The following is an 18,514-nucleotide window of genomic DNA, read 5'->3' as shown; positions in this document are numbered from 1 at the left end:
TCCTGATCGGTCGCTCAATATCGGGAATAGTTAGGAATTATGACAATCATTCAATGCCTGCCGGCCCGGCATTCAATGCTTGCCTGCCGAGAGGCGTTGCGCCAAAGAGAGCACCGCAGTTTGGAGAAAATTATGACGGAACGCCCTTTTTCCATTTCGGGAGAGCTGACGGAGACCGGACATCGCCTCGTCCAGCGGGTCTATTATGAGGACACGGATTTCTCCGGCCTGGTCTATCATGCGCGCTACCTGCATTTTCTCGAGCGCGGCCGCACCGATTATCTGCGCTGCCTCGGAGTCGAGCAGCGCGAGCTCGTCAGCGCCGACGAGGAGGGGCTTGTCTTCGTCGTTCACCGCATGGAGATCGACTTCAAGAGCCCGGCGCGCATGGACGATGTACTGACGATCCTGACGCACACGGAAAAAGCGGGCGGCGCCAAGATGGTGCTCAATCAGCAGATCCGCTCGGGCGAGACGCTGCTGATCGCCGCCCGGGTGATCATCGCTGTCATCAATGCCAAAGGGCGGCCGCGGCGGCTGCCGGAAACGCTTGCGGCGAAATTCCTGGAAGGCAGCACGCCGCTATAGCGCCGAATTGCTCGAAATTCGGCCTTGTAAAAACTTGAGCTTTATGTGAAGGAATTCCCGCGCCGCAGGATGAGCGCTCTTTCGGCAGCCGGAGCTTGCTCCGGTCAAGTAATCCAGGAATAAAATCTTGCGAATACAGGCTTGCTGTCACAGTCCGGCACTAACGATCTATTAACCATAATAGTGTCTTACTGGGAAAGTCGGAGTTTGTGCGGTGCACGCCTTCCTTTGACCAAATTTGACGGCAAGAAGGCGGAAGATGAGCTTGGAAGCTTGACCAGGGCTTTGGGCGGCGGCCGCCGGACACTTCTTGCGAGATCACTTTGTTTCGCCCGGTCCAGCACCGGGCGTTTGGATTCGGGGATTTTGGATCAATGGAACAAGTAGGATTGGCAGCAGCCACGACGGACGTCAGCCTCTGGTCGCTTTTCATGCAGGCCGGCATCGTCGTCAAGCTCGTCATGCTCGGGCTCATCGCAGCCTCTGTGTGGACCTGGGCGATCGTCATCGACAAATACCTGGCCTATGGCCGCGCACGGCGCCAGTTCGACAAGTTCGAACAGGTCTTCTGGTCGGGCCAGTCGCTCGAAGAACTCTATCGCTCCCTGTCGGAGCGCAACAATACCGGCCTGGCGTCGATCTTCGTCGCGGCCATGCGCGAGTGGAAGAAATCCTTCGAACGCGGCGCCCGCTCGCCGATCGGCCTGCAGATGCGTATCGACCGTGCGATGGACGTGACGCTCGCCCGTGAAACCGAATATCTCGGCGCCCGTCTCGGATCGCTTGCGACGATCGGTTCGGCCGGTCCGTTCATCGGCCTGTTCGGCACGGTCGTCGGTATCATGACCTCGTTCCAGGCGATCGCCGGCTCGAAGTCGACCAATCTCGCGGTCGTTGCTCCCGGTATCGCCGAAGCGTTGCTCGCTACCGCGATCGGCCTCGTCGCCGCTATCCCGGCGGTTATCGCCTACAACAAGTTCTCCGCCGATGCCGCCAAGCTCTCGGCGCGCATGGAAGGTTTCGCGGATGAATTCTCCGCCATACTTTCGCGCCAGATCGACGAGAAGCTGCAGCCGCGCGCTGCCGCTCAGTAACCAACGGAGAATACTGACATGGGTATGGCTGTTGGAGGCAATGGCGGCGGGGGCGGCGGACGCCGCCGTCGCGGCGGTCGGAACAAGGCCGTCATCTCCGAAATCAACGTGACGCCGCTCGTCGACGTCATGCTGGTGCTTCTGATCATCTTCATGGTCGCAGCACCGATGATGACCGTCGGCGTACCGATCGACCTGCCGGAAACGCAGGCCAAGGCGCTGAATTCCGAGACGCAGCCGATCACCATCTCCGTCAAGAATAACGGCGAGGTGTTCCTGCAGGAAACGCCGATCCCGGCGGCGGAGATCGCCGCAAAGCTCGAGGCGATCGCCACCACCGGGTATAACGAACGTATCTTCGTGCGGGGCGACGCGACAGCGCCTTACGGCGTCATCGCCGACGTCATGGCCCGTATCCAGGGCGCCGGCTTCAAGAATATCGGCCTGGTGACGCAGCAGAAGAAGGACCAATAGCGTTCAAGATGAAGACCAGCGTCGTCACATCTGCTGTTCTGCACTGCCTGGTGTTGACCTGGGCGATGGTATCGCTCGGCGCGCCGGAATCCTTCAAGGTGGAGGATTTCGAGGCGATGCCGGTCGATCTCGTACCGGTGGAATCCATCACCCAGATGCAGCAGGGTGACAAGAAGGCTCCGAAGAAGGAGACTTCCGCGCCGGTGCCCACCACACGGCCGCCGATCGCGGAGCCGGCCGAAAATGCCGGCGACAACAATATCGACCTGAAGACGCCGCCGGTTCCGAACGCCAAGCCCAGCAATACGGAAGCTGCGGCAGCGAATTCGAGCGATAAGCCGCTGCCGAAGACCGATCCTGTCCCGAACGATGTCAAGGATATCGTCAAGGAGGAAACAGAAGTCGATCAGCCGAAAGAAGTCGCCTCCATTCCGCCGCCGAAGCCCGTCGAAGTGACGCCGCCCAAGCCGGAGGAAAAGCCGCCGGAAGAACAGGCCAAGCCCGAGGAGCCGCCGAAGCCGGAAGCCGAGGCGCTGCCGGACAACGTGCCGACCCCCGTCGCCAAGCCGCAGGTGAAGCCGCCGGAACCGCAGAAGCCAGCCGAAAAACCGCCGGAAAAAGCCCAGGATCAGCCGAAGACCGCTGACAAGCCGACCGAGAAGAAGAAGGCGGACCAGAAGCAGGAAACGGCGAAATCGGCTTCATCGATGAAAAGCGATTTCAATGCGGACGAGATTTCAGCCTTGCTGAACAAGACCGATCCTTCCGCCGGCGGCGCCAAGCGCTCGACCCAGGAAGCATCGCTGGGCGCCAAGAAGAGCAATGGTGGTTCCAAGCTGTCGATGAGCGAGATGGATGCGTTGAAGAGCGCCATCGCCGGCAACTGGACGGTCATCCCCGGCATGGAAGGCATGGGCGACGTTCGCATCAAGGTCCACATGAATCTCGACCAGGACGGCAATATTGTCGGCGAGCCGGAGGTCGAGGCAGTCGGTGGTGATAACGAGTCGACGCGCCGGGCACTCGCCGGCGGCGCTTATCGCGCCATCATGAAATCGGCACCTTTCTCCTCCCTTCCAAAAGACAAATACGATGCCTGGAGCGAAGTCGTCGTCAATTTCGACCCGAGCGATCTGGGAATTTAAATGCTGAAAGGCTTTTACTCCATGAACAAGTGTTCCTTCTTCCGCGCGATTGCGGTCGCTGCCGGTCTCATGACCATTGCTGCGTTCGCGACACCGGCGAATGCGCTGGTCGAGATCAACATCAACAAGGGCAACGTCCAGCCATTGCCGATTGCTGTGACGGATTTCCTTCAGGGCAACATGGGCGCGCAGGTCTCGCAGGTGATCGCCGCCGACCTGCAGCGTTCCGGTCTGTTTGCGCCGATCAACAAGACAGCCTTCATCGAGAAGATTTCTAATCCGGACGCTTCGCCGCGCTTCGAGGACTGGAAGGTCATCAATGCACAGGCGCTCGTAACTGGTCGTGTCACACAGGAGGCAGACGGCCGCCTGCGCGCCGAGTTCCGCCTCTGGGATACATTTGCCGGCCAGCAGATGACCGGTCAGCAGTTCTATACGCAGCCGGAGAACTGGCGCCGTGTGGCTCACATCATCGCCGATGCGATCTACAAGCAGATCACCGGTGAAGAGGGTTATTTCGACACCCGCGTCGTCTTCGTCTCCGAATCCGGCACCAAGCAGCAGCGCAAGCGTCAGCTGGCGATCATGGACCAGGACGGCTTCAACGTGCGCATGCTGACGGATGGCAGCGATCTCGTGCTGACGCCGCGTTTCTCGCCGAGCCGGCAGGAAGTCACCTACATGTCCTTCGCCAACCAGCAGCCGCGCGTCTATCTGCTGCAGCTCGAAACCGGGCAGCGCGAGGTCGTCGGCAACTTCCCCGGCATGACTTTCTCGCCGCGCTTCTCGCCAGATGGCCAGAAGGTGATCATGAGCCTGCAGCAGGAAGGCAATTCCAACATCTATACGATGGACCTGCGCTCGCGCACGACGACGCGGCTGACCTCGACGGCGGCGATCGACACCTCGCCCTCCTATTCGCCCGATGGTGCCCGTGTCAGCTTCGAAAGCGACCGCGGCGGCAAGCCGCAGATCTACGTGATGAATGCCGATGGTTCCGGCCAGACCCGGATCTCCTTCGGCGACGGCTCCTATTCGACGCCGGTCTGGTCGCCACGCGGCGATCTCATCGCCTTCACCAAGCAGTCCGGCGGCAAGTTCTCGATCGGCGTGATGAAACCGGATGGTTCGGGCGAACGGATCCTGACGACCGGCTTCCACAATGAGGGGCCGACCTGGGCGCCGAACGGCCGCGTGCTGATGTTCTTCCGCCAGGCAGCGGGCTCTGGCGGCCCGCAGCTCTATTCGATCGATCTGACCGGCTACAACGAACAACTCGTCAAGACGCCGACCTACGGTTCCGACCCGGCTTGGTCGCCGCTTCTGGAGTAAGAATGCGGCAGTGCCTTCTTGTCGCCCCAGAATCATGGAAACCGGGCGGCTACGGGACAAATCAGTAAATTGTTAACCATAATCTTTGAGGGGCGGTTAACCTAGTGCGGTTACTGTCCGGAAACCCTGAAATCGCAAGGAGACCCGGCCATGAGCCGAATTCACACCCCGGCAATGAGCCGCATGCAGAATTTCGCCCGCAACCCCGTCATGATCGCGCTTGTCGCCGGTCTCGCGCTTGCAAGCTGCGCCAAGAAGCCGCCGAACACCCCAGGTGATCTCGGCCTCGGCGCCGGCGCGGGTGGTGCCGCAACGCCGGGTTCGGCCCAGGACTTCACGGTCAATGTCGGCGACCGCATCTTCTTCGATACCGACTCCTCGTCGATCCGCGCCGATGCCTCGCAGACGCTCGACCGTCAGGCGCAGTGGCTCGGCCGTTACCCGAACTACCAGATCACTGTCGAAGGTCATGCCGACGAACGCGGCACGCGCGAATACAACCTCGCGCTCGGCGCCCGCCGTGCTGCTGCCGCCAAGGATTACCTCGCTTCGCGCGGCGTTCCGGCGCAGCGCATGAAGACGATCTCCTACGGCAAGGAACGTCCGGTCGCTGTCTGCGACGACATTTCCTGCTGGTCGCAGAACCGCCGCGCGGTCACCGTGCTCGGCGGCGCCGGCATGTAATCTTCGGATATAATTCGTTTTCGGAAGGCGGTCCCGTGAGGGGCCGCCTTTTCTTTTTGACCACACTTTGGCCAGACTCCGTTGCTTTTTGACAGCAATTGGAAAAATCTCCTGTTCGTGCCTCAAGGCGCGAAGAATCACTGGGACAGGACGATACATATGAAGAAACTTGTCGTGGCAGGCATGCTGTGCCTCGCGGCTGTGACCGGGAGCGAGCGGGCGGCCTATTCGGCCTCGTTCTTCGGGCTGCATCTCGGCGGCCGATCCGCGGAAAACCAGGCAGCGGCGCCGCCCGTTGTCAAGGTGCAGAGCGGCGACGCCGAGGTTCGCGTCCAGCAGCTCGAAGAGCAGCTGCGACAGCTGAACGGTCGGATCGAGGAGATGAGCTTCCAGCTGCTGCAGATGCAGGAGACGATCCGTAAGCAGCAGGAAGACAATGAATTCCGCTTCCAGCAGCTCGAAAAAACCGGAGCCGGCGGCGGTGGCGCCAAGGCTCCTGTCAAGAAGAGCGAGACCGATGCCGCTCCGGCAGCTTCCGGCGGGGACGATGTCGCCAGGGTGATCCAAGCACCGCAGGGGGCCGAAACGGCTCCCTCCACCGACGTGCCTGATAATACCGGCCTCGGTCAGCCGCCGAAGCAGCTCGGCTCGATCGAGTTCGATCAGAACGGCAACCCGGTCGGCGGAAGCGTCGACGAAAATGCCACCATCGGCTCCGGCCCGATTCCCGATGCCAGTGGCCGAACACCGCAGCAGACGGCATCGCTCGGCAGTGAGGCGGATCAGTACAAGGCAGCCTACGGCCACGTCCTGTCAGGCGATTACGGCACTGCAGAACAGGAATTCAACCAGTACATCGCCCGTTACCCGAGCAGCGCGCGGGCCGCCGACGCCAATTTCTGGCTCGGCGAAGCGCTCTATTCGCAGGGAAAATATAACGAGGCGGCCAAGACTTTCCTCAACGCGCATCAGAAATACGGCAGCTCGGAAAAGGCGCCGGAAATGCTGCTGAAACTCGGCATGTCGCTTGCTGCCCTCGACAATAAGGAAACCGCCTGCGCGACGCTGCGCGAAGTCTCGAAGCGCTACCCCAAAGCGTCACGCGCCGTCATAAGCAAGGTTGCGAGCGAACAGAAACGCCTCGCCTGCTGAGGTCTTCCGGAATGTCTCCGGAAGCCACGTCGCCTCATGCGGCGATCCTCCAGTTTCTCGCATCGCTTCAAAGTCCTGCGCGCATTCTCGTCGCGATCTCGGGCGGAAGCGATTCCACCGGCCTGCTTCTCCTCCTCGACGAAGCCGTGAAGGCCGCGCCTCATCTCAAGATTTCCCTTTGTGCTGCCACCGTCGATCACCGGCTGCGGGCCGGCTCCGCGGACGAAGCGCAACAGGTAGCCGCGCTCTGTGCATCGCTCGGCATTCCCCACATCATCGCAGCCTGGCAGGGCGATAAGCCGAAAACCGGCATCATGGCCGCGGCCCGCGAGGCTCGCTACGACCTCTTGGCGGAATCGGCAGAGAGGCTCGGCGCCAATCTCATCGTCACCGGCCATACGCTCGACGATCAGCGCGAAACATTGCAGATGCGCGGCGTGCGAACCGAGCAGCTTTCATCAGGTATCGCCGATGCGGTGCTCTTCGACCGGCGGTTCTGGATTTTGCGGCCGCTTCTCTTTTCCAGCCGGGTCGATATCCGCGCTTTTCTGAAAGATCAGGGTGTTGCGTGGATCGACGACCCCAGCAATGAGGATGTGAAATACGAGCGCGTGAGGGTGCGCCGGCAGCTATCCGCCGATCGAGCGACGGAGACGGATATTCGCGCGGCCTGGGAAGCGCGGCTGGCTCTATCGCTGCGCGCCGCCGAGTGGCTGGACCGCCATTTCAGGCTTCATGGCGGCCTGCTTGGCCAGGTATCTGTTGATGGTTTGCGGCAGGATGGTGCAGTTCTGGACTATGCGCTCGGCCGTCTGACGGCCGTCTTCGGCGGACAGCCATTCGTGCCGGGGAGGGCGCAGATGGAGCGCCTTCTCTCATTTGTCACCGGCGGGGAACCGGGGCGGATGACTGTCGGTCGAGTGGTGTTCGATCGCAGGCGTGACGGGCTTTATCTCTCGCGCGAGAGCCGGGGGATATTGCCTTTGACGCTGCGCCCTGGGGAGGGGGGGGGTTGGGACGGGAGGTTTGAAGCCGCAAACGGCTCCGGAGCGACCGTAAGGATAGAAGCGCAGGCCACTCCCAAGGACTTGGGCGCGCTGGATTCCTGTGGCGAGCACAGGAATGAGGGGGAGTGGGGCAGGGGCCTGCCCAAGGCGGCATGGAAAAGTGCCGTCGCCTCAGCGCCGGCTTTTTCCGCCGATGGACACCCTCTATCTCCGGAATCTGTCGGCTCGATCCGTCTGGCGCCCTATTTCGCACCCTTCGACCGCTTTTTGACACGATTTGATTTCATCTTTGCCGATAGGCTTTCGGCGGTTTTCGCGATGGCGCCCTATGCGGGACTGCCTTTAAGAAGTATTGACGGAAAAACCATCTGACCTGGGGGATTGCCTTGGCAACAGCACGGCGCAACCCTATGTTAGAATGAATAAGACGGTCGCCATGAGGCGGCTGTTCCAGTGCTGGGGAGTTCAATGAACCCTAACTTACGTAATTTTGCCTTGTGGGCGATCATCGCGCTTCTGCTGATCGCCCTGTTCAGTATGTTTCAGACGGCGCCGGCGCAGACGGGCTCCCGCGAAATCCCTTATTCGCAGTTTCTGCGTGAGGTCGATGCGGGCCGGGTGAAGGATGTCGTGGTCACGGGCAACCGTGTTTCCGGAAGCTATGTTGAAAACGGCACCACCTTTCAGACCTACTCCCCTGTAATCGACGACAGCCTGCTCGATCGCCTGCAGCAGAAGAATGTCCTGGTTTCCGCCCGTCCGGAAACGGACGGTTCCTCGGGGTTCCTGAGCTATCTCGGCACGCTCTTGCCGATGCTTCTCATTCTCGGCGTCTGGCTGTTCTTCATGCGGCAGATGCAAGGTGGCTCGCGCGGCGCGATGGGCTTCGGCAAGTCCAAGGCCAAGCTTCTGACCGAAGCGCATGGCCGCGTGACCTTCGATGATGTCGCCGGCGTCGACGAGGCCAAGCAGGATCTCGAAGAAATCGTCGAATTCCTGCGTGATCCGCAGAAATTCCAGCGTCTCGGCGGCAAGATCCCGCGCGGCGTGCTGCTCGTCGGCCCCCCGGGTACCGGCAAGACGCTGCTCGCCCGCTCGGTCGCCGGTGAAGCCAATGTGCCATTCTTCACGATTTCCGGTTCCGACTTCGTCGAAATGTTCGTCGGCGTCGGCGCAAGCCGCGTACGCGACATGTTCGAACAGGCGAAGAAGAATGCGCCCTGCATCATCTTCATCGACGAAATCGATGCGGTCGGGCGCCATCGCGGCGCCGGTCTCGGCGGCGGTAACGACGAGCGCGAGCAGACGCTGAACCAGCTGCTGGTCGAAATGGATGGCTTCGAGGCGAATGAAGGCGTGATCCTGATCGCCGCCACCAACCGTCCCGACGTTCTCGACCCGGCGCTGCTGCGTCCCGGCCGTTTCGACCGTCAGGTCGTGGTGCCGAACCCTGATATCGTCGGGCGCGAGCGCATTCTCAAGGTGCATGCCCGCAATGTGCCCCTGGCGCCGAATGTCGATCTCAAGGTTCTCGCCCGCGGCACGCCCGGTTTCTCCGGCGCCGACCTGATGAACCTCGTCAACGAAGCCGCCCTGATGGCCGCCCGCCGCAACAAGCGTGTCGTCACCATGCAGGAATTCGAGGACGCCAAGGACAAGATCATGATGGGCGCCGAGCGCCGCTCCTCGGCGATGACCGAGGCGGAGAAGAAGCTCACCGCCTATCACGAAGCAGGCCACGCCATCACCGCGCTCAATGTCGCTGTCGCCGATCCGCTGCACAAGGCGACGATCATTCCGCGCGGCCGTGCGCTCGGCATGGTCATGCAGCTTCCCGAGGGCGACCGCTACTCGATGAGCTACAAGTGGATGGTGTCGCGCCTCTGCATCATGATGGGCGGCCGTGTCGCCGAAGAACTCACCTTCGGCAAGGAGAACATCACCTCGGGCGCCTCCTCAGACATCGAGCAGGCGACCAAGCTTGCCCGCGCCATGGTCACCCAGTGGGGCTTCTCCGATCAATTGGGTCAGGTCGCCTATGGCGAGAACCAGCAGGAGGTCTTCCTCGGCCACTCGGTTTCGCAGTCGAAGAATGTGTCGGAAGCAACCGCGCAGAAGATCGACAATGAAGTGCGCCGCCTGATCGACGAAGCCTATACCCAGGCCCGTACGATCCTCACGGAAAAGCACGATGAATTCGTCGCTCTCGCCGAAGGCCTGCTGGAATACGAGACGCTGACCGGCGAAGAGATCAAGGCGCTGATTCGCGGCGAGAAGCCGTCTCGCGATCTCGGCGACGACTCACCGCCGAGCCGTGGCTCGGCCGTGCCGAAGGCCGGCGCGCGGCCCGCGACCAAGGGCGACGAGCCCGAAGCCGGCCTCGAACCGCAGCCGCATTGAGCCGCCGCGCCATCTTCAACAAGGCCGGATTTCCCAAGCGGGAGATCCGGCCTTTTCTATTGGTAACGGGATATAATCATTTTTCTTGCTAATTTACGTGCCGATCGCCGCATTTTGTGGCATTCCGCTGAATTGAGGCAAGCATGAATCACGCTCCTGGATCGACGACATTCCATTGAAGCCAGATTCGCTTGGAACGGTGCGCCGCCTTGAATGGCGCGCGGAAAGTGCAGGAGTGTAGATGAAAAGACGCTATTTCGGGACCGACGGCATTCGCGGCCAATCCAATGTCTTCCCGATGACACCGGATCTCGCCATGCGGGTCGGCATCGCCGCCGGCACGATCTTCCGCCGCGGCAACCATCGCCATCGCGTCGTCATCGGCAAGGATACGCGCCTTTCCGGCTATATGCTCGAAAACGCCATGGTCGCAGGCTTCACCGCCGCCGGCCTCGATGCTTTCATTCTCGGCCCGATCCCGACGCCTGCCGTCGCCATGCTGACGCGTTCGCTGCGCTGCGATATCGGCGTGATGATCTCGGCTTCGCACAATCCCTATGAGGATAACGGCATCAAGCTGTTCGGCCCCGACGGCTATAAGCTGTCCGACGACATCGAGGCCGAGATCGAGGATTTGCTCGAAAAGGATCTGAGCACCCAGCTCGCCAAGTCCGATGACATCGGCCGCGCCAAGCGCGTCGATGGCGTACATGACCGTTATATCGAACACGCCAAGCGTACGCTGCCGCGCGACGTGACCCTGCAGGGCCTGCGGATCGCCATCGACTGCGCCAACGGCGCCGCCTACAAGGTGGCGCCTGCCGTGCTCTGGGAGCTCGGCGCCGACGTCGTCACCATCGGCAACGAGCCGAACGGCACCAATATCAATCTTAATTGCGGCTCCACCAGCCCGGTCGCGCTGCAGAAGAAGGTCGACGAGGTGCGGGCCGATATCGGCATCGCGCTCGATGGCGATGCAGACCGCGTCATCATCATCGATGAGAATGGTTCGATCGTCGACGGCGACCAGCTGATGGCCGTCATTGCCGAGAGCTGGGCCGAGAGCCAGCAGCTGCGTGGTAATGGCATCGTCGCCACTGTCATGTCCAACCTCGGCCTCGAGCGCTTTCTCGACGAGCGCGGCATGGCGCTCGCCCGCACGAAGGTCGGCGACCGTTATGTCGTCGAGCATATGCGCCAGCACAATTACAATGTTGGTGGCGAGCAGTCGGGCCATATCGTGCTGTCGGATTACGGCACGACGGGCGACGGCCTGGTTGCCGCACTGCAGATCCTTGCCGCCGTCAAACGCACCGGCAGGACCGTCAGCGAGGTCTGCCGCCGCTTCGAGCCGGTGCCGCAGCTGCTGCGCAATGTCCGCATCAGCGGCGGCAAGCCGCTGGAGGATATCCAGGTGCAGAAGGCGATCGCCGATGCCGAAGCCGAGCTTGCCAAGACCGGCCGGCTGGTCATCCGCCCCTCCGGCACCGAGCCTCTGATCCGCGTCATGGCCGAGGGCGACGACCGCGCCCAGATCGAACGCATCGTCAACGAGCTGATCGGCACGATTTCAAACGTCCGGACCGCCGCCTGATTTTTTGAGGGCAGATCGGGTTCGGCGGCAAGCTTGGCGACATGGTTGGGCGTTTGGGCTGATGCTCAAAGAATGAGCGAGGCCCTCTCTTCGCCCTCATCCTGAGGTGCCCCTCAGGACGAGGGCTAATGGCATGCTGTGCGGCTGATGGGCTGGTCGGCGTGCTTTGCTTGTGAAGCTTCGTTCGACGCTACGCTCTACGGCAGAAAATCTAGCGCAAGTACAAGCCCATCCACCCTTCACGCTGGTGGCGAGTTTGGCGGGAATGCCAACCACACTCTCCGTCATCCCAGGCCTTGAGCCTAGGATCCATGCGGCGGCTGCTGATGGATGCGGCGTGGATGCTCGGCTCAAGGCCGAGCAAGACGGAGGGCGGGGTAGGCAGGAGAGACCGTTCACAGCGCAGACGCCGTGTCAGCGATGCATCCGCTAGCGAAACCAGCAATGCCAGTCACGGCCTAAACTGACTTGGTGAGGGTGGGTGGGGCGAACGTCCTCGCCAATTTATCACCGCTGGTGATGATCATATGCCGTGTCGCGGCTGAGCGAAGATTAAGGGAAGAGCTGGTGCGCTATCCAGCAAAATGGTCTCGTCAGGCCATAACTTCAAAAGACTTTTACTGCGGCAATCCATGTCTCCTCTGCCGGAATCTTCAAGATCTACGGTAAATAATCGTGGTTAAGCAGCTTTTAACGTTTCCGCTTCATTATCCATACGAAGCGTATCAGATTGGCGGCGACGAGCCTGCCGATGTAACGGATTTTGGAGTGGGATCCATGAAAAGAAGCTTGTCCGGCATCTTCGCGGCATTGTTGCTCGCGACAAATGCCTATTCCGCGGACTTCGCTCCGGCCGAACCCATCCCGGAGCAGCCGCCCGAGGTGACGGTCAGTGAAGCGACGGGCTGGTACCTGCGCGGCGATGTCGGTTATGCCTTTACCGATCTGCGCGGTGCCCGCTATTTCCAGGGCAGCAACGCCACCGAAGTCGATTTCGACGACGCTGACCTCGACGACGCATGGACGATCGGCGGCGGTGTCGGTTACCAGATCAACAGCTACCTGCGCACCGATCTGACCTTCGATTATCTCACCCAGGCCGACTTCCGCGGCTCGACGGTCGGTCAGTGCGGCTTCCCGCTGGTGGATTGCACCTCGCGCGACCGCTCGTCGCTGACGGCCTATACGCTGCTGGCCAACGCCTATGTCGATCTCGGCACCTACGGCTACGTCACGCCTTATGTCGGCGCCGGTATCGGTGGCTCCTACGTCAAGTGGAAGAACCTGCGCAACGTCGCCTGCGCCGATGACGGCAGCTTCTGCGATGACGAGGTCACCCATGGCGGCAAGGGCAACTGGCGCTTTACTTATGCCCTCATGGCCGGCGCCTCGGTCGACGTTACCTGCAACATCAAGGCTGATGTCGGCTACCGCTACCTGCATATCGACGGCGGCAACATGTTCGGCTATGCCGAGAACGGCGGCCCGGGCCGCGACAAGGGTCTCAGCGTCCACGAAGCCCGCGTCGGCGCCCGCTATCTGTTCGGCGGCTGCGCCCAGGCGAGCTACGAACCGCCGCCGGAAATCCCGCTGCAGCAGCCGGTCTACAAGTAAATTCAATCCGCTCGCATCAAAGAGCCGCCCCCGGTGAGGCGGCTTTTTTCAGTTTCGCCACTCCGCCTGCGTCAAAATATCTACCGGTTGCGACACTTCGATCTTGACTATGACGTCGCCGATCCATACACACGGCGGCGGGACACCCTTCCCCAACGAAGGGCTTTCTATCTGAGAGGATAGCATCATGGCGAAGACCGCAAAGCCGGACATCCGTCCGCATAATACCCATTTTTCTTCTGGCCCCTGCTCGAAGCGCCCCGGTTGGTCGCTCGAAGCCCTTTCCGACGCGGCCCTCGGCCGTTCGCACCGCGCGAAGGTCGGCAAGGCCAAGCTCAAGCAGGCCATCGACCTTACCCGTGAAATTCTCGAAGTGCCGGTGGATTACCGCATCGGCATCGTTCCGGCCTCCGATACCGGCGCCGTCGAAATGGCGCTCTGGTCGCTGCTCGGCGAGCGCGGCGTCGACATGCTCGCTTGGGAAAGCTTCGGTGCCGGCTGGGTCACCGATGTCGTCAAGCAGCTGAAGCTCAAGGATGTGCGCAGGCTCGAAGCCGGTTACGGCGAGCTTCCCGATCTCTCGGCCGTCGATTTCGACCGTGACGTCGTCTTCACCTGGAACGGCACCACATCAGGTGTCCGCGTGCCGAACGGCGATTTCATTCCCGCGGACCGCAAGGGCCTGACGATCTGCGACGCCACCTCGGCCGCTTTCGCCCAGCAACTCGATTTCGCAAAGCTCGATGTCGTCACCTTCTCCTGGCAGAAGGTTCTGGGCGGCGAGGGCGCGCACGGCGTCATCATCCTTTCGCCGCGCGCCGTCGAGCGCCTTACCACCTACACTCCGGCCTGGCCGCTGCCGAAGATCTTCCGCATGACCTCGGGCGGCAAGCTGACGGAAGGCATCTTCCAGGGCGAGACGATCAACACGCCGTCGATGCTCTGCGTCGAGGACTATATCGATGCGCTGCTCTGGGCCAAAGAGCTCGGCGGTCTCAAGGCGCTGATCGCCCGCGCCGATGCCAATGCCAAAGTCATCCGCGATTTCGTCGCGGCGAACGATTGGATCGCCAATCTCGCCGTCAAGGCGGAAACGGCCTCCAACACCTCCGTCTGCCTGAAGATCGTCGACAAGGACATCGCGGCGCTCGACGACGACGGCCAGGCGAATTTCGCCAAGGGCCTGGTCGGTCTGCTGGAAAAGGAAGGCGTCGCCTATGACATCGGCCATTACCGCGACGCGCCGTCGGGCCTGCGCATCTGGGCGGGTGCCACGATCGAGGCATCCGATATGCAGAAGCTGATGCCCTGGCTTTCCTGGGCCTTCGAAACGCAGAAGGCGCAGCTCTCTCAGGCTGCTGCCTGATGTGATCGCATCCGGCTCCGCCACAGGGCGGAGCCCCTGATTTCATCCATCGCTGAACATTTTTGAAGGAGTCCCTCATGGCACCTCGCGTTCTCGTATCCGACGAATTGTCGGAAACCGCCGTCCAGATCTTCCGCGACCGCGGCGTCGAAGTCGATTTCGAACCGCAGCTCGGCAAGGACAAGGACCGTCTGCTCGAAGTCATCGGCAAATATGATGGCCTCGCCATCCGTTCCGCCACCAAGGTGACTGAAAAGATCATCGAAGGGGCGAAGAACCTCAAGGTCGTCGGCCGCGCCGGCATCGGTGTCGATAATGTCGATATTCCGGCGGCCTCGCGCCGCGGCATCATCGTCATGAACACGCCCTTCGGCAATTCGATCACGACGGCCGAACACGCGATTGCGCTGATGTTCGCCGTCGCTCGCCAGCTTCCGGCAGCAGATACCTCGACGCAGGCCGGCAAATGGGAGAAGTCGAAATTCATGGGTGTCGAGATCACCGGCAAGACGCTCGGCGTGATCGGCGCCGGCAATATCGGCTCGATCGTCTGCGCCCGCGCCATCGGCCTCAAGATGCATGTCGTCGCCTATGACCCGTTCCTCTCCAAGGAGCGCGCCGAGGAAATGGGCGTCACCAAGGTCGAGCTGGACGAGCTTTTCGCCCGGGCCGATTTCATCACGCTGCACGTGCCGATGACCGACAGGACTCGCGGCATCCTCAACAAGGAAGCGCTGGCGAAGACCAAGCCGGGCGTGCGCATCATCAACTGCGCCCGCGGCGGCCTGGTCGATGAAGCGGCTCTCGCCGAAGCCATCAAGTCCGGCCATGTCGCCGGTGCTGCCTTCGACGTGTTCGAGGTCGAACCCGCCAAGGAAAGTCCGCTCTTCGGCCTGCCGAATGTCGTCTGCACGCCGCATCTCGGCGCTTCGACGACCGAGGCGCAGGAAAACGTCGCTCTGCAGGTAGCCGAACAGATGTCGGACTATCTCGTCAATGGTGCGGTCTCCAACGCCATCAACATGCCGTCGATCACCGCGGAAGAAGCGCCGATCCTCAAGCCGTTCATCCGTCTTGCCGACGTTCTCGGCGCCTTCGTCGGCCAGGTCACCGAGGAGCCGATCAAGGAAATCGAAATCCTCTATGACGGCGTCACCGCCAACATGAACACGCGGGCGCTGACGAGCGCGGTGCTCGCCGGTCTCATCCGCCCGCAGGTCGCCGACGTCAACATGGTTTCGGCGCCGATCATGATCAAGGAAAAGGGCATCGTGCTCTCCGAGGTCAAGCGCGATAAGACGGGCGTGTTCGACGGCTATATCAAGCTGACGGTGAAGACCGAGAGCATGACGCGTTCGATCGCCGGCACGGTGTTTTCGGACGGCAAGCCGCGCTTCATCCAGATCAAGGGCATCAATCTCGATGCCGATGTCGGCTCGCATATGATCTACATCACCAATACCGACGTCCCTGGCATGATCGGCTTCATCGGCACGACGCTCGGTGCTGCCGGCGTCAACATCGCCAACTTCCAGCTCGGCCGCGACAAGCAGGGTGGCGACGCCATCGCGCTGCTCTATGTCGACGGCGAGGTGGAGGACGGCGTGCTCGAACGGCTGACGGCGCACCAGGCAATCCGCCAGGCAAAGCTGCTGACATTCAACATAGACTGAGTTTTCCTCCTCCCAAGGAAACAGGGAAAACCCGGCGCCGGAAACGGCGCCGGGTTTTCTGCGTCAGCAATGGGTATATTTTCAGTGAGGCAAGAGCTTGCGGCGGACGATCTTGCCAAAACGGGCTCTATCGTCCTCAGCCTTGGTGCGATGAAGGAAGGCGCGTCTGCTGCCGTCGAGACCCTGGAAGAACTCGTCCCAGGAGATCTCCTCCTGCGTTTCCGAGGAGAAATCGACGCGGACGGTTTCGCTGTCGGTCGCGTCCTTGATGCGGGCGGGATGGCCGCCTCGCTCCTCGATCCAGTGTCTGATCCTGTTGTAATCCGCCGTCAAGCCGAACCTGGCCATGAAACCCTCCGCAGCATTCGATTGCGACATTGATGCGAAACGCATGATCGAGATAATAGTTCCATAGGGTGATAATTATTGGCTCAACGATTTCCGGTTGAGCCGGTTGGTGCTCAAGCATTCGTTATTTTGAGAACGGCGCCCGGCGCGGCATAATGCATGGGCTGGCGGGAGGATGTATATGAAACGCTATTCATTCTCGATAATCGGATTGGCGCTCATGACCGCTGTCATCGCCAATCCAGGCATCGCATTCGCCTGCAACAAGCTGATCGGCACCTGAGCCGCACCCCGCTTTAAGGCGTGGCCTCGGCCGCGCCTTTCCTTTCCCGTCGGCGAAACGATACGCCGCCCGGAAGCCGCCCCTTGCGTCCCGATACAATCCTTTCTATATCGATCGCTGATCGAAAGGCGGCCGATCCCGCCTGATACAGCAATCCGCCGCAATTGCAGCGCAAGGGCGGATGATGAGCGCGCAGAATTTGGCACCACCGTTGAACACACTGGATTTTGACAAGAAGCCGGAAGAGACCCGCGTCGTCGTCGCCATGTCGGGCGGCGTTGATTCCTCCGTCGTGGCCGGCCTTCTCAAGCAGCAGGGTTACGACGTGCTCGGCATTACGCTGCAGCTTTACGATCATGGCGCCGCCGTTCATCGCGCCGGATCCTGCTGCGCCGGCCAGGATATCGACGATGCCCGCCGCGTCTGCGAAACGCTCGGCATTCCGCATTATGTGCTCGATTACGAGAAGCGCTTTCGCGAGACGGTGATCAATCCCTTCGCCGAAAGCTATGTGGCCGGCGAAACGCCGATCCCCTGCGTCTCCTGCAACCAGACTGTCAAGTTCGCCGATCTCCTGGCAACGGCCAAGGAGCTCGGCGCCGATGCGCTGGCGACCGGCCACTATATCCGCTCACGGCCGAACCCTTCGCCCGAACATCCCCGCCGCCGCGCGCTGTTCCGTCCGGCCGACGCCGACCGCGACCAGAGCTATTTCCTGTTCGCCACGACTCAGGAGCAGATCGACTATCTGCGCTTTCCGCTCGGCGGCCTCCCGAAGGCCGAGACCCGCCGCCTTGCCGAAGAGATGGGCCTCGTCGTCGCCAAGAAGGCCGACAGCCAGGACATCTGCTTCGTGCCGCAGGGTAAATATTCCGACATCATCACCAAGCTGAAGCCGAATGCGGCGCTCGCCGGCGAGATCGTTCATCTCGACGGCCGTGTATTGGGAAGCCATGAAGGCATCCTGCATTTCACCATCGGCCAGCGCCGCGGAATCGGCATCGCCACCGGCGAACCGCTCTACGTCGTCTATCTCGATGCCCGCTCGCGTCGCGTCATCGTCGGGCCGAAGGAGGCGCTGGAAACCCACCGCGTCTATCTGCGCGACGTCAACTGGCTGGGCGACGAGACGCTTGCGGAAGCAGCGTCCGGCGAAGGCTTTGCCTGTTACGCCAAGGTCCGCTCGACCAGGGCGCCGGCGCCGGCCGTGCTGCATGTCGATTCCACCGGCACCTATGTCGATTTGACGGTCGGCGAGGCTGGTATCGCACCCGGCCAGGCCTGCGCGCTCTATTCCGCGCCCGGCGATGACGCCCGCGTCTTCGGCGGCGGCTTCATCGAGCGCTCCGAGCGCGAACCCTCGGCCGAGGCCTCGCTCAAGGCCCTCTTGGCCAGCCCCGTCGCCGCCTGAAACCGATAGGAGAGGGCGGGCGGCTAAGCCCAGCGTTTTTCTCCATCATGCGCTTGACACAAAGCCGAAGCGCACCTTATAAGCCGCTCATCCCACGAGCCCGCAGCGCTTCGCGAGCAGGTATCGTTTGACCAGTGGCGGAGTAGCTCAGTAGGTCAGAGCAGAGGAATCATAATCCTTGTGTCGGGGGTTCAAATCCCTCCTCCGCTACCATCTCCTCATTTCGGAATTTGCGATTCTGACGGCTCGATTTTGAGCCGGTTCCGACGGCTGCGGTAGCGCGTCCCTCCGCCAAAAGACGCGGCGACAGGACAATAACCTCGGGATTTCGCTGACGCCGAGGCCAGCA

Annotated in this window: 15 protein-coding genes and 1 tRNA gene; 15 read left to right on the top strand and 1 reads right to left on the bottom strand. The window is 61.6% G+C overall.

Going from position 1 to position 18,514, the window contains the following annotated elements; translation table 11 throughout:
- Window positions 1-132: 132 nt before the first annotated feature.
- The 13 genes from ybgC (at window position 133) to serA (ending at window position 16,123) form a co-directional block, all read left to right on the top strand.
- Entirely contained in the window at window positions 133-588 is a 456-nt protein-coding gene (ybgC, locus tag K6M89_RS09960) for a tol-pal system-associated acyl-CoA thioesterase (protein WP_009992977.1), read from the top strand.
- 374 nt (window positions 589-962) lie between these two features.
- Window positions 963-1,682 (top strand): protein TolQ, encoded by a 720-nt coding sequence (gene tolQ, locus K6M89_RS09955; protein WP_222139328.1) that lies wholly within the window; start codon window positions 963-965, stop codon window positions 1,680-1,682.
- A gap of 18 nt (window positions 1,683-1,700) precedes the next feature.
- Window positions 1,701-2,156: a protein TolR gene (gene tolR / locus K6M89_RS09950; protein WP_222139327.1), complete on the top strand. Its 456-nt coding sequence runs from the start codon at window positions 1,701-1,703 to the stop codon at window positions 2,154-2,156.
- 8 nt (window positions 2,157-2,164) lie between these two features.
- Window positions 2,165-3,301, top strand: a complete 1,137-nt coding sequence (tolA, locus tag K6M89_RS09945) for a cell envelope integrity protein TolA (RefSeq protein ID WP_222139326.1) — start codon at window positions 2,165-2,167, stop codon at window positions 3,299-3,301.
- 21 nt (window positions 3,302-3,322) lie between these two features.
- The gene (gene tolB / locus K6M89_RS09940; protein ID WP_038692764.1) at window positions 3,323-4,633 is read left to right on the top strand and encodes a Tol-Pal system beta propeller repeat protein TolB; all 1,311 of its coding nucleotides are present in this window, start codon (window positions 3,323-3,325) and stop codon (window positions 4,631-4,633) included.
- A 150-nt stretch (window positions 4,634-4,783) separates the two neighbouring features.
- Entirely contained in the window at window positions 4,784-5,317 is a 534-nt protein-coding gene (gene pal / locus K6M89_RS09935) for a peptidoglycan-associated lipoprotein Pal (protein WP_222139325.1), read from the top strand.
- A gap of 159 nt (window positions 5,318-5,476) precedes the next feature.
- Window positions 5,477-6,469: a tol-pal system protein YbgF gene (gene ybgF / locus K6M89_RS09930; protein WP_222139324.1), complete on the top strand. Its 993-nt coding sequence runs from the start codon at window positions 5,477-5,479 to the stop codon at window positions 6,467-6,469.
- An 11-nt stretch (window positions 6,470-6,480) separates the two neighbouring features.
- Window positions 6,481-7,848: a tRNA lysidine(34) synthetase TilS gene (tilS, locus tag K6M89_RS09925; RefSeq protein ID WP_222139323.1), complete on the top strand. Its 1,368-nt coding sequence runs from the start codon at window positions 6,481-6,483 to the stop codon at window positions 7,846-7,848.
- 96 nt (window positions 7,849-7,944) lie between these two features.
- The gene (gene ftsH, locus K6M89_RS09920; RefSeq protein ID WP_038691074.1) at window positions 7,945-9,876 is read left to right on the top strand and encodes an ATP-dependent zinc metalloprotease FtsH; all 1,932 of its coding nucleotides are present in this window, start codon (window positions 7,945-7,947) and stop codon (window positions 9,874-9,876) included.
- Between the two features lie 241 nt (window positions 9,877-10,117).
- On the top strand, window positions 10,118-11,470 hold the full coding sequence (gene glmM / locus K6M89_RS09915) for a phosphoglucosamine mutase (RefSeq protein ID WP_064683357.1): 1,353 nt from the start codon (window positions 10,118-10,120) through the stop codon (window positions 11,468-11,470).
- A 777-nt stretch (window positions 11,471-12,247) separates the two neighbouring features.
- Window positions 12,248-13,084, top strand: a complete 837-nt coding sequence (locus K6M89_RS09910) for an outer membrane protein (RefSeq protein WP_222139322.1) — start codon at window positions 12,248-12,250, stop codon at window positions 13,082-13,084.
- Between the two features lie 187 nt (window positions 13,085-13,271).
- Window positions 13,272-14,450 carry a phosphoserine transaminase gene (locus tag K6M89_RS09905; protein ID WP_222139321.1) on the top strand — a complete coding sequence of 393 codons (1,179 nt, stop codon included), beginning with the start codon at window positions 13,272-13,274 and terminating at the stop codon, window positions 14,448-14,450.
- Between the two features lie 77 nt (window positions 14,451-14,527).
- Window positions 14,528-16,123: a phosphoglycerate dehydrogenase gene (gene serA / locus K6M89_RS09900; protein ID WP_097583804.1), complete on the top strand. Its 1,596-nt coding sequence runs from the start codon at window positions 14,528-14,530 to the stop codon at window positions 16,121-16,123.
- A gap of 81 nt (window positions 16,124-16,204) precedes the next feature.
- Here serA and K6M89_RS09895 read toward each other — a convergent pair whose 3' ends face one another.
- On the bottom strand, window positions 16,205-16,471 hold the full coding sequence (locus K6M89_RS09895) for a hypothetical protein (RefSeq protein ID WP_097583806.1): 267 nt from the start codon (window positions 16,469-16,471) through the stop codon (window positions 16,205-16,207).
- A gap of 494 nt (window positions 16,472-16,965) precedes the next feature.
- Between K6M89_RS09895 and mnmA the strand changes: the two genes are divergently transcribed.
- Entirely contained in the window at window positions 16,966-18,165 is a 1,200-nt protein-coding gene (mnmA, locus tag K6M89_RS09890) for a tRNA 2-thiouridine(34) synthase MnmA (RefSeq protein ID WP_222139320.1), read from the top strand.
- A 136-nt stretch (window positions 18,166-18,301) separates the two neighbouring features.
- Window positions 18,302-18,378: transfer RNA gene (locus K6M89_RS09885), tRNA-Met, on the top strand.
- The last annotated feature ends 136 nt before the right edge of the window (window positions 18,379-18,514 follow it).

The organism is Rhizobium croatiense (genome assembly GCF_019793465.1).
In the GTDB taxonomy this organism is placed as follows: domain Bacteria; phylum Pseudomonadota; class Alphaproteobacteria; order Rhizobiales; family Rhizobiaceae; genus Rhizobium; species Rhizobium croatiense.
This window is presented reverse-complemented; position numbering and strand designations above follow the sequence as displayed.